The sequence below is a fragment of the Citrobacter sp. RHB20-C16 genome (assembly GCF_013890155.1).
Classification (GTDB): domain Bacteria; phylum Pseudomonadota; class Gammaproteobacteria; order Enterobacterales; family Enterobacteriaceae; genus Citrobacter_A; species Citrobacter_A amalonaticus.
In genome coordinates this window covers 604,692-618,243 of the sequence record NZ_CP057630.1, presented here as the reverse complement: position 1 = coordinate 618,243, position 13,552 = coordinate 604,692, and the positions used below count along the sequence as shown (strand labels likewise).

The 13,552-nt window shown below is 53.3% G+C and carries 15 protein-coding genes; 12 read left to right on the top strand and 3 right to left on the bottom strand.

Going from position 1 to position 13,552, the window contains the following annotated elements:
* Positions 1-8: 8 nt before the first annotated feature.
* Positions 9-779, bottom strand: coding sequence for a transcriptional repressor AgaR (gene agaR, locus HVX64_RS03015; protein ID WP_042998253.1), 771 nt, complete (start codon positions 777-779; stop codon positions 9-11).
* Between the two features lie 310 nt (positions 780-1,089).
* The gene (locus tag HVX64_RS03010) at positions 1,090-1,905 is read right to left on the bottom strand and encodes a DeoR family transcriptional regulator (RefSeq protein WP_042998254.1); all 816 of its coding nucleotides are present in this window, start codon (positions 1,903-1,905) and stop codon (positions 1,090-1,092) included.
* 269 nt (positions 1,906-2,174) lie between these two features.
* Here HVX64_RS03010 and kbaZ point away from each other — a divergent pair, with 269 nt between their 5' ends.
* From kbaZ to HVX64_RS02950, 12 genes are all read left to right on the top strand, one after another.
* On the top strand, positions 2,175-3,452 hold the full coding sequence (gene kbaZ / locus HVX64_RS03005) for a tagatose-bisphosphate aldolase subunit KbaZ (protein ID WP_043001755.1): 1,278 nt from the start codon (positions 2,175-2,177) through the stop codon (positions 3,450-3,452).
* Positions 3,453-3,471: 19 nt separating this feature from the next.
* The gene (gene agaV / locus HVX64_RS03000) at positions 3,472-3,945 is read left to right on the top strand and encodes a PTS N-acetylgalactosamine transporter subunit IIB (RefSeq protein ID WP_042998255.1); all 474 of its coding nucleotides are present in this window, start codon (positions 3,472-3,474) and stop codon (positions 3,943-3,945) included.
* A gap of 10 nt (positions 3,946-3,955) precedes the next feature.
* Entirely contained in the window at positions 3,956-4,735 is a 780-nt protein-coding gene (agaW, locus tag HVX64_RS02995) for a PTS N-acetylgalactosamine transporter subunit IIC (protein ID WP_042998256.1), read from the top strand.
* Positions 4,725-5,603 (top strand): PTS N-acetylgalactosamine transporter subunit IID, encoded by an 879-nt coding sequence (gene agaE, locus HVX64_RS02990; protein WP_042998257.1) that lies wholly within the window; start codon positions 4,725-4,727, stop codon positions 5,601-5,603. Before agaW ends, agaE begins: the two co-directional genes overlap by 11 nt.
* A 16-nt stretch (positions 5,604-5,619) precedes the next feature.
* Positions 5,620-6,054 (top strand): PTS galactosamine/N-acetylgalactosamine transporter subunit IIA, encoded by a 435-nt coding sequence (gene agaF / locus HVX64_RS02985; protein WP_042325173.1) that lies wholly within the window; start codon positions 5,620-5,622, stop codon positions 6,052-6,054.
* Positions 6,051-7,184 carry an N-acetylglucosamine-6-phosphate deacetylase gene (nagA, locus tag HVX64_RS02980; RefSeq protein WP_044255873.1) on the top strand — a complete coding sequence of 378 codons (1,134 nt, stop codon included), beginning with the start codon at positions 6,051-6,053 and terminating at the stop codon, positions 7,182-7,184. The genes agaF and nagA overlap by 4 nt, the downstream gene beginning before the upstream one ends.
* Before the next feature lie 295 nt (positions 7,185-7,479).
* On the top strand, positions 7,480-8,634 hold the full coding sequence (locus HVX64_RS02975; RefSeq protein ID WP_044255876.1) for an AgaS family sugar isomerase: 1,155 nt from the start codon (positions 7,480-7,482) through the stop codon (positions 8,632-8,634).
* Positions 8,635-8,646: 12 nt separating this feature from the next.
* Positions 8,647-9,522 (top strand): tagatose-bisphosphate aldolase subunit KbaY, encoded by an 876-nt coding sequence (kbaY, locus tag HVX64_RS02970; RefSeq protein ID WP_044255879.1) that lies wholly within the window; start codon positions 8,647-8,649, stop codon positions 9,520-9,522.
* Positions 9,523-9,710: 188 nt separating this feature from the next.
* A complete protein-coding gene (gene agaB, locus HVX64_RS02965) occupies positions 9,711-10,187 on the top strand; it encodes a PTS galactosamine transporter subunit IIB (RefSeq protein WP_044255882.1) in 477 nt (158 codons plus the stop codon).
* 54 nt (positions 10,188-10,241) lie between these two features.
* The gene (gene agaC / locus HVX64_RS02960) at positions 10,242-11,048 is read left to right on the top strand and encodes a PTS galactosamine transporter subunit IIC (RefSeq protein WP_044255885.1); all 807 of its coding nucleotides are present in this window, start codon (positions 10,242-10,244) and stop codon (positions 11,046-11,048) included.
* Entirely contained in the window at positions 11,038-11,829 is a 792-nt protein-coding gene (gene agaD / locus HVX64_RS02955; RefSeq protein WP_042998263.1) for a PTS galactosamine transporter subunit IID, read from the top strand. The genes agaC and agaD overlap by 11 nt, the downstream gene beginning before the upstream one ends.
* A 53-nt stretch (positions 11,830-11,882) precedes the next feature.
* A complete protein-coding gene (locus HVX64_RS02950; RefSeq protein WP_044255887.1) occupies positions 11,883-12,602 on the top strand; it encodes a galactosamine-6-phosphate isomerase in 720 nt (239 codons plus the stop codon).
* Between the two features lie 49 nt (positions 12,603-12,651).
* Here HVX64_RS02950 and rsmI read toward each other — a convergent pair whose 3' ends face one another.
* Positions 12,652-13,515: a 16S rRNA (cytidine(1402)-2'-O)-methyltransferase gene (gene rsmI / locus HVX64_RS02945; RefSeq protein ID WP_044255890.1), complete on the bottom strand. Its 864-nt coding sequence runs from the start codon at positions 13,513-13,515 to the stop codon at positions 12,652-12,654.
* Between the last annotated feature and the right edge of the window lie 37 nt (positions 13,516-13,552).

The window sequence follows — 13,552 nt, the reverse complement described above, 5'->3', positions numbered from 1 at the left end:
GTTCTCTCTTATTCATCCACGATAACGACATCCACCCCCATCTGGCTGAGCGCCTGATGATAATGCTCCGGAATACCACTGTCGGTAATCACCCGGTCAATACCGCTGATTTCACTGATCATGCAAAAACTTTTGCGGCCGAACTTGCTGGAATCCGCGACGACCGTAACCTCCTGCGCTACCTGACACATCACCTGGTTAAGGTGCGCTTCCCCTGGATGCGGCGTGGTGATCCCGGCTTCCAGACAAAATCCATCAACGCCCAAAAAGAGCTTATCAAACCGATACTGTCTGAGCTGATGTTCCGCTGAAGGACCATACAGCGAGTAAACGCTTTGCCTGACATTTCCCCCTAATATCATGACATCCACCCGTTCAAAATTGGCGAGTTCCCAGGCAATGTTCAGCGCATTGGTCATCACCACCAGATCGCGACGACTTTTAAGCAACGGAGGAATAAGCGTGGTGGTCGAGCCAGAATCGAGAATCAACGTGTCGCCATCTTTGACAAAACTGGCCGCTTTTTCGGCAATCCGCGATTTCACATCGCGGTTCAGCCGGTCTTTGTCCTGTAAGGGGCGATCGAGGGCAAAGTGTTGATTTAATACGGCGCCGCCATAAGAACGCATGACGCAGCCTTTCTGCTCGAGATAACGTAAGTCATTGCGGATAGTGACGCTTGAGACGCCGAAATGCACGCTCAGGGGTTCGACACGAACACTACCTTGATCGCATAACAGATCGATGATTTGCTCGCGACGTCTTAAATTATCCAGCATTGCTTTTGCTCCATTGCATATTGTTATGTTTTAGCGATTTATCGCTTTCGTTTTCTTTTTAATATATTAAATCAGAAGACTTAAGGCGAATTTGTGAACACGTCCGCAGCGCGGATTTTGGCAAAAAAGCCTGTTTTTCTTTCGTTTTATCTAAACCGAAAATGAAAAATGCGAAAGATCGAAAAGCGTGCAGGACAGGTGAGCGGGAGAAGGAGACGAAAAATCAGTGAAAAAACGAAAGCGGGTTCGGCAAAAACCCGCTGACATTTTTCTTTTTGCTTAATTGAAGGACATCACATTTTTGTGATTTTCACGACGCCGCCTGGACGATAATGACCTCAACGCCACTGCGATGAAACTCCTTCAGGCTCTCTTCCGGGATGCCTTCATCGACGATGATGGTGTGAATACGTTGGGTATCAATAATTTTATGCAGGCTCGAGCGGTTAAATTTACTGGAGTCAGTGACCACGATAATCCGTTCCGCCACTTCACACATCCGGCGATTTAGCCGGGCTTCGTCTTCGTTATGAGTACTGACGCCTCGCTCTAAATCAATGGCGTCGACGCCCAGAAACAGCATATCGAAGTGATAATTCTGCAACGACTGCTCGGCCTGGTCGCCATAAAACGACTGCGACTGACGGCGCAGATGACCACCGGTCATCAACAATTCCACGCCGTCTGCTTCCAGTAAGGCATTGGCGACGTTCATCCCGTTGGTCATTGCAATCACATCGCTATGCTGACGCATCAGGCGCGCAATCTCATAGGTCGTGGTACCGGAGTCCAGGATCACGCGGTGACCCGGTTTGATCAACTCCACAGCCGCTTTGGCGATACTGCGTTTCACCGCCGTGTTCAGTGAGCTTTTATCTTCGACGGAAGGCTCCGCACCTGGCGTATTACTGTCGCAAATCAATGCGCCGCCATAGGCGCGAACGGCGATCCCCTGCTTTTCCAGGAACGCCAGATCGTTGCGGATCGTCACCGTGGAAACGCCAAACAATCCCGAAAGATCGTTCACCTGTACGCTTCCTTGCTGCCGCAACCGCTGGATAATTTGCTCACGCCTTTCGCTGGTGCCTGACACCCGCTTGTCTCCAGAAGCATCGGTATTGCTCATAAGAAATCCTTTGGCTAATTCTTTCGTTTCATTTCGTTTCGCCTATTAACGCCTTTCTTTTATCGGAATGCAAGCCGAAAAAAGTCGACCTGAAGGGCAAAAAATCCCGCTGAATGCTTTCATTATGTTTCTTTTGTGAAACAGATCGGAAAACTATTATCTTTCGTTTTATTTTTATAAGACCATGATGCAGTATCAAGTGAAACAAAACGAAAGATTGTATGTCGCAGTTATCTGACCTGGAGAGGAAAGTGAAACATCTGACTGATATGGTGGAACAGCATAAACGAGGTAAGACAAACGGAATTTACGCCGTTTGTTCCGCGCATCCGTTGGTGCTGGAATCCGCAATACGTTACGCACAGGCAAATCACTCGCCGCTGCTGATTGAAGCAACCTCAAATCAGGTTGACCAGTTTGGCGGTTACACGGGCATGACCCCAGCCGATTTTCGCCATTTTGTCTGCCAATTGGCCGACTCACTTAATTTCCCTCAGGAGCAACTGATTCTGGGGGGCGACCACCTCGGCCCTAATCGTTGGCAAAACCTGGCCGCAGAACCGGCAATGACCAATGCCGACGAACTGATCAGAAGCTATGTCGCCGCCGGATTCAAAAAAATCCACCTTGATTGCAGCATGTCCTGCCAGGGCGATCCCGTGCCATTGACCGATGCCATCGTCGCGGAACGTGCCGCGCGCCTGGCGAAGATTGCCGAAGAGACCTGCATTGCTCATTTTGGCGAGTCTGATCTGGTTTATGTGATTGGCACTGAAGTGCCGGTACCGGGCGGAGCCCATGAGACGCTCACCGAACTGGCTGTCACCACGCCTGAGGCCGCACGAGCGACACTGGAAGCCCATCGTCACGCCTTTGAAAAGCAGGGACTCAATGCCATCTGGCCCCGTATCATCGCGCTGGTGGTACAACCCGGCGTTGAGTTCGACCATACCCACATCATTGATTATCAACCACAAAAAGCCGTCGCGTTAAGCAAGATGGTGGAAGCGTATGACACGCTGGTTTTTGAGGCGCACTCCACGGACTACCAGACGCCGCAGTCGCTGCGCCAGTTAGTGAAAGATCACTTTGCCATCCTGAAAGTCGGCCCGGCCCTGACCTTCGCCCTGCGCGAAGCGCTGTTCTCGCTGGCCGCCATTGAAGAAGAGTTACTCCCGGCAAAAGCCTGTTCCGACCTGCGTCATGTCCTTGAGAGCGTCATGCTCGATCGTCCGGAATACTGGCAGAGCCACTACCACGGCGATGGCAATACCCGCCGTCTGGCGCGGGGCTACAGCTATTCCGATCGTGTTCGTTACTACTGGCCAGACAGCCAGATTGATGAGGCGTTTGAACGACTGGTGCGCAATCTGGCGGATGAGCCGATTCCCCTGCCGCTCATTAGCCAGTATTTACCTTTGCAGTACGTGAAAGTGCGCGAGGGAGATCTCAATGCCACACCGCGAGAACTCATCATCAACCATATTCAGGACATACTGCAGCAGTACCATGCCGCCTGCCAGGGCGTAACGTCCCAAAACGGATAACAAAAAAGAGGAACACGCTATGCCAAATATTGTACTCAGCCGTATCGACGAAAGACTCATTCATGGTCAGGTCGGGGTGCAGTGGGTCGGATTTGCGGGGGCAAATCTGGTCCTGGTCGCCAACGATGAGGTGGCAGAAGACACTGTGCAACAGAACCTGATGGAGATGGTGCTGGCAGAAGGGATCGCCGTGCGCTTCTGGTCGCTGCAAAAAGTGATCGACAACATTCACCGCGCCGCCGACCGGCAGAAGATTTTGCTGGTCTGTAAATCCCCCACCGATTTCCTCAAACTGGTCGAAGGTGGGGTGCCTGTTACACGCATCAACGTCGGCAATATGCACTACGCCAATGGCAAACAACAGATTGCCAAAACGGTCTCTGTCGACTCGACCGATATTGCGGCGTTTAACGGCCTGAAAGCCGCCGGGGTGGAATGCTTTGTTCAGGGCGTTCCGACAGAACCTGCGCAGGATCTCTTTAAACTCATCTGAGGCCTTCACCATGGAAATTAGTCTGTTACAGGCTTTTGCATTAGGTATCCTCGCCTTTATTGCCGGCCTGGATATGTTCAACGGATTAACACACATGCACCGCCCGGTGGTGCTTGGGCCGCTGGTCGGCCTGATTCTGGGCGATCTGCATACCGGTATTTTAACCGGCGGTACGCTGGAACTGGTGTGGATGGGACTCGCACCACTGGCAGGCGCGCAACCGCCAAACGTCATTATCGGCACTATCGTGGGTACGACGTTCGCCATTACAACTGGGGTGAAACCGGATGTCGCCGTGGGCGTCGCCGTGCCGTTTGCCGTGGCGGTGCAGATGGGGATTACGTTCCTGTTCTCCGTGATGTCCGGGGTGATGTCCCGCTGCGATCGCATGGCGGCGAATGCCGACACCGCCGGTATTGAACGGGTCAACTATCTGGCGTTACTGGCACTGGGGATTTTCTATTTTCTGTGTGCGTTTCTGCCGATTTACTTCGGTGCAGAGCACGCGAAAACGGCCATTGATGTTCTGCCGGAACGGCTGATTGACGGTCTCGGCGTCGCAGGCGGCATCATGCCAGCCATCGGCTTTGCCGTACTGCTGAAAATCATGATGAAAAACGTCTATATCCCTTACTTTATCATCGGCTTCGTGGGAGCCGCCTGGCTCAAACTGCCGGTACTGGCGATCGCCGCTGCGGCACTGGCCATGGCGCTGATCGACCTGCTGCGTAAATCTCCAGAACCGACGCAATCTGCGGCCCAGAAAGAGGAATTCGAAGATGGCATCTAATCAACAAACGCTTCCGACTGTTTCCGACAGCGACGAAACGCTACTTTCCGGCGTAAACGAAAACATCTATGAAGATCAGAGTATTGGCGCAGAGCTGACCAAAAAAGATATCAACAGGGTGGCCTGGCGTTCCATGCTGTTGCAGGCGTCGTTTAACTACGAACGTATGCAGGCTTCCGGGTGGCTGTACGGGCTGCTGCCTGCGCTGAAAAAGATCCACACCAATAAACGCGATCTGGCGCGCGCCATGAAAGGCCACATGGGTTTCTTCAATACCCACCCCTTCCTGGTGACGTTTGTCATTGGCATCATTCTGGCGATGGAGCGCTCAAAACAGGACGTTAACAGCATTCAGAGCACCAAAATTGCCGTTGGCGCGCCGCTTGGCGGGATTGGCGATGCGATGTTCTGGCTGACGCTGTTGCCTATTTGCGGCGGCATTGGGGCCAGTCTGGCCTTGCAGGGTTCCATCCTCGGCGCAGTGGTCTTTATTGTGTTATTTAACGTGGTGCATCTGGGTCTGCGTTTTGGCCTGGCGCACTATGCTTATCGTATGGGGGTCGCCGCCATTCCGCTCATCAAGGCCAATACGAAGAAAGTGGGCCACGCGGCGTCTATCGTCGGGATGACGGTCATTGGCGCACTCGTGGCGACCTATGTGCGTCTGAATACCACGCTCGAAATCAAGGCGGGTGATGCGGTCGTTAAGCTCCAGGCAGACGTGATCGACAAACTGATGCCCGCTTTTTTACCGCTGGTCTATACCCTGACGATGTTCTGGTTAGTCCGTCGTGGCTGGAGTCCGCTGCGCCTCATCGGTATCACCGTGATACTGGGCGTCGTCGGCAAGTTCTGTCACTTCCTGTAAAGCAAAGAGGTCTACGATGTTAGGTATTATTTTGACGGGGCACGGTGGGTTTGCCAGCGGTATGGAAAAAGCGATGAAACAGATCCTCGGCGAGCAGTCGCAGTTTATCGCCATCGACTTTCCGGAAACCTCCACCACTGCGCTGCTCACCTCGCAGCTTGAGCAGGCGATTGAACAACTGGACGGCGAGGAAGATATCGTTTTCCTGACCGACCTGCTTGGCGGCACGCCGTTTCGCGTCGCCTCTACGCTGGCGATGCTGAAACCAGGCCGGGAAGTGATCACTGGCACCAACCTGCAATTGCTGCTGGAGATGGTGCTGGATCGCGAAGGACTCAGCAGCGAAGCATTTCGTGTGCAGGCGCTGGAGTGCGGGCATCGCGGCCTGACCAGCCTGGTCGATGAGCTGGGGCGTTGTCGCGAGGAGCACCCCATCGAGGAAGGAATATGACGCAGGTTTTGCGTGCCAGACGCCTGCTCACCGAGCAGGGCTGGCTGGACGATCATCAGTTGCGCGTTGAAGAAGGCATCATCACGGCCATCGAGCCGATTGCTGCGGGCATCACCGTACGCGACGCCGAGCTACTGTGTCCCGCTTATATTGACACCCACGTCCACGGTGGCGCGGGGGTCGATGTAATGGACGATGAACCGGACGCACTCGACAAGCTGGCGATGCACAAAGCGCGTGAAGGGGTTGCCAGTTGGCTCCCCACCACCGTCACCGCGCCGCTGAAGACGATTCACCGCGCGCTGGAGCGCATCGCTCAACGCTGTTATTCCGGCGGGCCTGGCGCCCAGGTGCTCGGAAGTTATCTGGAAGGGCCCTACTTCACGCCGCAGAATAAAGGTGCCCATCCCCCGGAGCTGTTTCGCGAGCTGGACCTCACGGAACTTGATGAGCTGGTCGCCATGTCACGACAGACCCTGCGGGTGGTGGCGCTGGCACCGGAAAAACAGGGCGCCTTGCAGGCGATTCGCCATCTCAGGCAACAGGGTATACGGGTGATGCTGGGGCATAGCGCGGCAAGTTGGGCGCAAACCCAGGCCGCCTTTGACGCAGGCGCGAGCGGACTTGTGCACTGCTACAACGGTATGACCGGACTCCATCACCGTGAACCAGGAATGGTTGGCGCAGGACTCACCGATCCACGCGCGTGGCTGGAGCTCATCGCCGACGGGCACCACGTCCATCCGGCCGCCATGAAGCTCTGTTGCTGCTGTGCCAAAGAGAGGCTGGTGCTGATCACCGATGCGATGCAGGCCGCCGGTATGCCCGACGGAAACTACACGCTGTGCGGTGAAAAGGTCGACATGCATGGCGGAATCGTGCGAACCGCATCGGGTAGCCTGGCAGGCAGTACGTTGTCGGTAGATGCGGCAGTGCGCAATATGGTTGAACTGACAGGAATCGCCCCTGAGGAGGCGATCCATATGGCCTCGCTCCATCCAGCGCAACTGCTGGGGATCGACAGCCACTTAGGATCGTTAGCCGTGGGCAAACGTGCCAACATGATCGCTCTCAATGGCGGACTGCATTTACAACAGATCTGGATTCAGGGTCAGCGCCTCCCCCTTTGACCCTTTTTTTCTCCAGGGCCTTCGATCATGAATCGTAAGGCCTTTCTTTTCCTTTCGCTTAAGAAAACCCTCACCTCAGAACTTTCAGAGAGAATTATTACAGATCAATAAGATAAAAACGCTCTCCGTACAATCGATCACACTTTTCGTTTTATTTCATTTCGCATCATTGAACTTTCGATTTCTTTCCTATAGATTTTAATCAATCGATCATGTGAACAAGTGAAACGAAACGAAAGATAGCGACATTTTGCCAGCGTCTGATGTGGAATTCACAAGACTAAGGACTTACGATATGCCAGAAACCTATACCCCTGCAGCGGCAACCACCGGAACCTGGACTGAAGAAGAGATCCGCCAGCAGCCTGCCAGTTGGATCCGATCGCTGACGAACATTGACGCGATACGTACCACGATCGACAACTTTCTTGCGCCACTACTGCGTAAAGACGATCTGCGGATCGTGCTGACCGGGGCAGGTACCTCGGCATTCATTGGCGAGATCATCTCTCCCTGGCTTGCCAGCCACACGGGGCAAAACATCAGCGCCGTTCCGACCACCGATCTGGTCACCAATCCGATGGATTATCTGAATCCGGCGCATCCGCTGCTGCTGGTCTCGTTTGCCCGTTCCGGCAATAGCCCGGAAAGCGTCGCCGCAGTGGAACTGGCAAACCAGTTCGTCCCTGAGTGCTATCACCTTTCGATCACCTGCAATGAAGCGGGCAGCCTGTACCAGAACGCGGTGGCAAGCGATAACGCTTTTGCTCTGCTGATGCCGGCAGAAACACACGATCGCGGTTTTGCGATGACCAGCAGTATTACCACCATGATGGCCAGTTGCCTGGCGGTGTTCGCACCGAAACTCATCAACAGCCAGACCTTCCGCGACGTCGCGGATCGCTGCCAGACGATCCTGTCCTCACTAGGTGATTTCAGCCACGGCGTGTTTGGCAATGAAAACTGGAAACGGATCGTCTACCTCGGCAGCGGCGGATTGCAGGGTGCCGCGCGTGAATCGGCCCTGAAAGTCCTGGAACTGACCGCCGGTAAGCTGGCGGCATTTTACGATTCTCCAACCGGCTTCCGTCATGGACCGAAATCACTGGTGGATAACGAAACGCTAATAGTGGTGTATGTCTCCAGCCATCCTTATACCCGGCAGTACGATCTCGATCTGCTGGCCGAGCTGCGTCGCGATGATCAGGCCATGCGCGTTGTTGCCATTGCAGCCGAAAGCGATTCCATTATCGAAGCCGGCCCGCACATTTTGCTGCCGTCTGCGCGTCATTTCATCGATACCGAACTGGCGTTCTGCTACCTGATGTATGCCCAGGTCTTTGCGCTCACCCAGTCCATTGCAGTCGGTAATACGCCGGATACCCCTTCCCGCAGCGGTACGGTCAACCGCGTGGTGCAGGGCGTCGTTATTCACCCGTGGCAGGCTTAAGAGGATCCGATCATGAGTATCATTTCCACGAAGTATCTCTTGCAGGATGCCCAGGCAAAAGGCTACGCCGTTCCGGCCTTCAACATCCATAATGCCGAGACGATCCAGGCGATCCTCGAAGTGTGTAGCGAAATGCAATCACCCGTGATCCTCGCCGGTACGCCAGGCACCTTTAAACATATCGCGCTGGAAGAGCTTTACGCGCTGTGCACCGCCTACTCCACCACCTACGGCATGCCGCTGGCGCTGCATCTCGATCATCATGAATCGCTGGACGACATTCGCCATAAAGTGAACGCAGGAGTGCGCAGCGCCATGATCGACGGTAGCCATTTTCCGTTTGAAGAAAACGTGAAGCTGGTGAAATCGGTGGTGGATTTCTGCCACGCCCGCGATTGCAGCGTCGAAGCGGAGCTGGGGCGACTGGGTGGCGTCGAAGATGACATGAGCGTTGACGCAGAAAGCACCTTTCTGACCGATCCGCAGGAGGCCAAACGCTTTGTTGAGCTGACCGGCGTCGACAGCCTTGCCGTCGCCATCGGTACCGCGCACGGCCTGTACACCAAAAAGCCGAAAATCGATTTCCAACGTCTGGCTGAAATTCGTGAAGTGGTGGATATTCCGCTGGTGCTACATGGCGCGAGCGATGTGCCTGACGAGTACGTGCGCCGCACGATAGAACTGGGCGTCTGTAAGGTTAACGTCGCCACTGAACTGAAAATTGCCTTTGCCGATGCCGTGAAAGCGTGGTTTGCCGACAACCCACAGGGCAACGATCCGCGCTACTACATGCGCGTCGGTATGGATGCAATGAAAGAAGTCGTGAGAAGTAAAATCAATGTCTGTGGATCGGCCAATAAACTTTTAGTCGACCACGAGTTATCGTAAGCGAGTCGGCTTTATCATCACTACACAAAAGCGCTATCTGATTAATATCAGGTAGCGCTTTCTGGCCAAATAGCGGAGGAGAATAACGAGATTACATCACGCTGAATTAATTAATGAATGCGATACGGTAAGAATAATATATTTCAACAAGTTCAGTCATTCAATTATTTTATGGTGAGGATTTAAGTATGAGCAGTCCAAATATCCTGTTAACGCGTATTGATAACCGACTGGTGCATGGTCAGGTAGGTGTCACCTGGACATCAACGATCGGTGCCAATCTGCTGGTCGTCGTGGATGATGATGTCGCTCAGGATGAGATTCAGCAGAAATTAATGAGCATCACCGCAGAAACCTACGGTTTCGGTATCCGCTTCTTCTCTATAGAAAAAACTATCAATGTCATCGGTAAAGCAGCGCCGCATCAGAAGATCTTCCTGATTTGCCGCACCCCGCAAACAGTCAGAAAGCTGCTCGAAGGCGATATCACGCTTAACGACGTGAACGTCGGCAATATGCACTTCTCAGAAGGCAAAAAGCAGATCAGCAGTAAAGTTTATGTCAATGAGCAGGACCTTAATGATCTGCAGTTCATTAAGAAACATGGCGTAAACATTTTTATTCAGGATGTCCCTGGCGATCAAAAAGAAGCGATCCCGGAGTAAATAACAAGCCAACGTTTTCATAGTAAAGGGACTTATTTATATGAGGTGTTTACAATGAATGAAATAACGCTTTTACAAGGGATATCCCTCGCGGCACTAGTCTTCTTTCTGGGAATCGATTTTTGGCTGGAAGCCTTGTTTTTATTCAGACCAATTATTGTCTGTACGCTCACTGGCGCCATTCTTGGCGACATTCATATTGGTTTGGTCACCGGCGGTCTGACCGAACTGGCTTTTGCTGGTTTGACGCCCGCCGGCGGCGTACAACCGCCAAACCCCATCATGGCAGGATTGATGACCACGGTGATCGCCTGGTCTACCGGCGTGGATGCCAAAACCGCCATCGGCCTTGGCCTGCCGTTCAGTCTGCTGATGCAATATGTGATTCTGTTCTTCTATTCCGCTTTTTCCCTGTTTATGTCCAGAGCCGACAACTGCGCAAAAGAAGCCAACACCCGCGCATTTTCCCGTCTGAACTGGCTAACGACGCTGATTGTCGCCTGCTCTTACGCGATTATCGCGTTTCTGTGTACCTATCTGGCGCAGGGTGCCATGCAGGCGCTGGTGAAAGCCATGCCCGCCTGGCTTACTCATGGTTTTGAAGTCGCGGGCGGTATTCTGCCTGCCGTTGGTTTTGGTCTGCTGCTGCGCGTGATGTTCAAAGCACAGTACATTCCTTATCTGATCGCCGGCTTCCTTTTTGTCTGCTACATCCAGGTCAACAACCTTCTCCCGGTCGCTGTCCTCGGCGCGGGCTTCGCCGTGTACGAGTTTTTCAATGCCAAAGCTAAACAGCAGGCGCAACCCCAGCCTGCCGCCCATAAAAATGATGATGAAGAGGATTACAGCAATGGGATCTGAAATCAGTAAAAAAGACATTACTCGTCTTGGCTTCCGCTCTTCGCTTCTGCAGGCGAGCTTTAACTATGAAAGGATGCAGGCGGGCGGCTTTACCTGGGCGATGCTGCCGATTCTGAAAAAAATCTATAAAGATGATAAGCCGGGCCTGAGTGCGGCCATGAAAGATCATCTGGAATTTATCAATACCCACCCAAACCTCGTCGGTTTTCTGATGGGGCTGCTTATCTCCATGGAAGAGAAAGGAGAAAACCGCGACACCATTAAAGGCCTGAAAGTGGCGCTGTTTGGCCCTATTGCCGGGATTGGTGATGCCATTTTCTGGTTCACTTTGCTGCCGATCATGGCGGGGATCTGCTCCTCTTTCGCCAGCCAGGGCAATTTGCTGGGGCCGATTCTGTTCTTCGCCGTTTATCTGATGATCTTTTTCCTGCGCGTCGGCTGGACTCACGTCGGCTATTCGGTTGGGGTAAAAGCCATTGATAAGGTGAGGGAAAACTCGCAGATGATCGCCCGCTCGGCGACCATCCTCGGGATCACGGTGATTGGCGGTCTGATCGCGTCTTACGTCCATATTAATGTCGTGACCTCTTTTGCCATCGACAGCACGCACAATGTGGCACTACAAAAGGACTTCTTTGATAAGGTCTTCCCGAACATTTTACCCATGGGCTACACGCTGTTGATGTACTACCTGCTGCGGGTGAAAAAAGCACATCCGGTATTGCTAATCGGTGTCACCTTCGTGCTTTCTATCGTCTCTTCCGCACTCGGCATTTTGTAAACTGAACGGGGCGCGACAGTACGTGCGCCCCTCGTCAAAAGGATGACTGACCAATGCAATGCATACAGTACTGCGACCACTACGATGCGCTCAGCGATCGCGCCAGCGAACGATTGATTCAGGTTATACAGGACAAACCTGACGCGACGATTTGCCTGGCGACCGGTGCCACACCTGAACTGACCTATCGTTTCTTTGTCGAGAAAATACAAAAGAATCACGTTGATATCCGAAACGTGACCTTCGTGAAGCTCGATGAATGGGTGGGGATTCCCTTACACACACCGGGTACCTGTGAATCGTTCCTGCAACAGCACATCGTACAACCGCTTGGCCTGCGCCCGGAACAGTTGATCGGCTTTCAGTCGGAAAATATCGATGAGAAAGAGTGCGAACGCGTGACGGATTTGATTGCCCATCAAGGTGGCCTTGATTTATGCGTACTGGGTATCGGCAAAAATGGTCATCTGGGGCTGAACGAGCCGGGAACCGCGCTGGAGCCGTGTTGCCATATCAGCAGGCTTGATGACCAAACGCGCCATCATGACATGCTGAAAACGGCCGGTCGTCCGGTGACACACGGTATCACGCTGGGACTGAAGGAGATCCTCAATGCAAAAGAAATTTTGCTGCTGATTGCCGGGGATGGCAAGCAGGCCGCTGTCGAAAAATACCTGACCGCTACCGTGACGACGGCTGTTCCGGCCTCGTTTTTGTGGCTGCATGACAATACGACATGCTTACTGGATGGCTCGCGTTATTCTGATCGGTAGCCACTCATCTCAGCAGACACGCTACAACTTTGCAGCGTGTCTGCTGAATTTACTCCCCCTGCTGCTCCAGCGCGTACTTATACAGCGCGTTCTTCTTCACGCCGTGGATTTCTGCCGTCAGCGCTGCCGCTTTTTTTAGTGGCAGCTCGGTCTGTAAGAGTGCGAGAGTGCGCAAAGCATTGGCGGGCAGGTCATCTTCCTGCGCCTTGTGCCCTTCCACAATCAGCACCATCTCGCCTTTGCGCCGGTTCTCATCTTCTTTCACCCACGCCAGCAGTTCACCTACCGGTGCGCCGTGGATCGTCTCCCAGGTTTTGGTCAGCTCGCGCGCCAGCACCACATAACGGGATTCGCCCCACACTGCGACCATATCTTCCAGACTGTCTAACAGGCGATGGGTGGATTCATAGAAAATCAGCGTACGCGGTTCGGTTTCAATAGCTTTCAGCGCGTCACGGCGTCCCTTTGATTTCGCTGGTAAAAAACCTTCATAGCAGAAGCGGTCGGACGGCAACCCCGCCGCGCTTAACGCGGCAATCGCCGCACAGGGACCCGGCAACGGCACCACACGGATGCCTTGCTCACGACAGGTACGCACCAGGTGATAACCCGGATCGTTGATCAGCGGCGTCCCGGCATCAGAAACCAGCGCGATGTTTTGCCCCTCTTTCAACTTCGCTACCAGCGTTTCTGCTTTTTGCTGTTCGTTATGATCGTGAAGGGCGAACAGTCGGGCATTAATCGCAAAATGCTGCAATAATAATCCGGTATGACGAGTATCTTCCGCGGCAATTAAATCAACGGCTTGTAACACTTCGAGCGCACGCTGGGTAATATCAGACAAATTCCCAATTGGAGTAGGTACAATAAAGAGTTGGCCGCGAGAATTCTCCGCCGATTCGTGTTGTGTCATTGTGTCGTCCGTATTGCCGATTTAATATTGAGCATTG

Coding starts and splice junctions, on each gene's coding strand:
- agaR (WP_042998253.1), bottom strand. CDS start 779: ATGCTGGATAATTTAAGACGTCGCGAGCAAATCATCGATCTGTTATGC.
- HVX64_RS03010 (WP_042998254.1), bottom strand. CDS start 1,905: ATGAGCAATACCGATGCTTCTGGAGACAAGCGGGTGTCAGGCACCAGC.
- kbaZ (WP_043001755.1), top strand. CDS start 2,175: ATGGTGGAACAGCATAAACGAGGTAAGACAAACGGAATTTACGCCGTT.
- agaV (WP_042998255.1), top strand. CDS start 3,472: ATGCCAAATATTGTACTCAGCCGTATCGACGAAAGACTCATTCATGGT.
- agaW (WP_042998256.1), top strand. CDS start 3,956: ATGGAAATTAGTCTGTTACAGGCTTTTGCATTAGGTATCCTCGCCTTT.
- agaE (WP_042998257.1), top strand. CDS start 4,725: ATGGCATCTAATCAACAAACGCTTCCGACTGTTTCCGACAGCGACGAA.
- agaF (WP_042325173.1), top strand. CDS start 5,620: ATGTTAGGTATTATTTTGACGGGGCACGGTGGGTTTGCCAGCGGTATG.
- nagA (WP_044255873.1), top strand. CDS start 6,051: ATGACGCAGGTTTTGCGTGCCAGACGCCTGCTCACCGAGCAGGGCTGG.
- HVX64_RS02975 (WP_044255876.1), top strand. CDS start 7,480: ATGCCAGAAACCTATACCCCTGCAGCGGCAACCACCGGAACCTGGACT.
- kbaY (WP_044255879.1), top strand. CDS start 8,647: ATGAGTATCATTTCCACGAAGTATCTCTTGCAGGATGCCCAGGCAAAA.
- agaB (WP_044255882.1), top strand. CDS start 9,711: ATGAGCAGTCCAAATATCCTGTTAACGCGTATTGATAACCGACTGGTG.
- agaC (WP_044255885.1), top strand. CDS start 10,242: ATGAATGAAATAACGCTTTTACAAGGGATATCCCTCGCGGCACTAGTC.
- agaD (WP_042998263.1), top strand. CDS start 11,038: ATGGGATCTGAAATCAGTAAAAAAGACATTACTCGTCTTGGCTTCCGC.
- HVX64_RS02950 (WP_044255887.1), top strand. CDS start 11,883: ATGCAATGCATACAGTACTGCGACCACTACGATGCGCTCAGCGATCGC.
- rsmI (WP_044255890.1), bottom strand. CDS start 13,515: ATGACACAACACGAATCGGCGGAGAATTCTCGCGGCCAACTCTTTATT.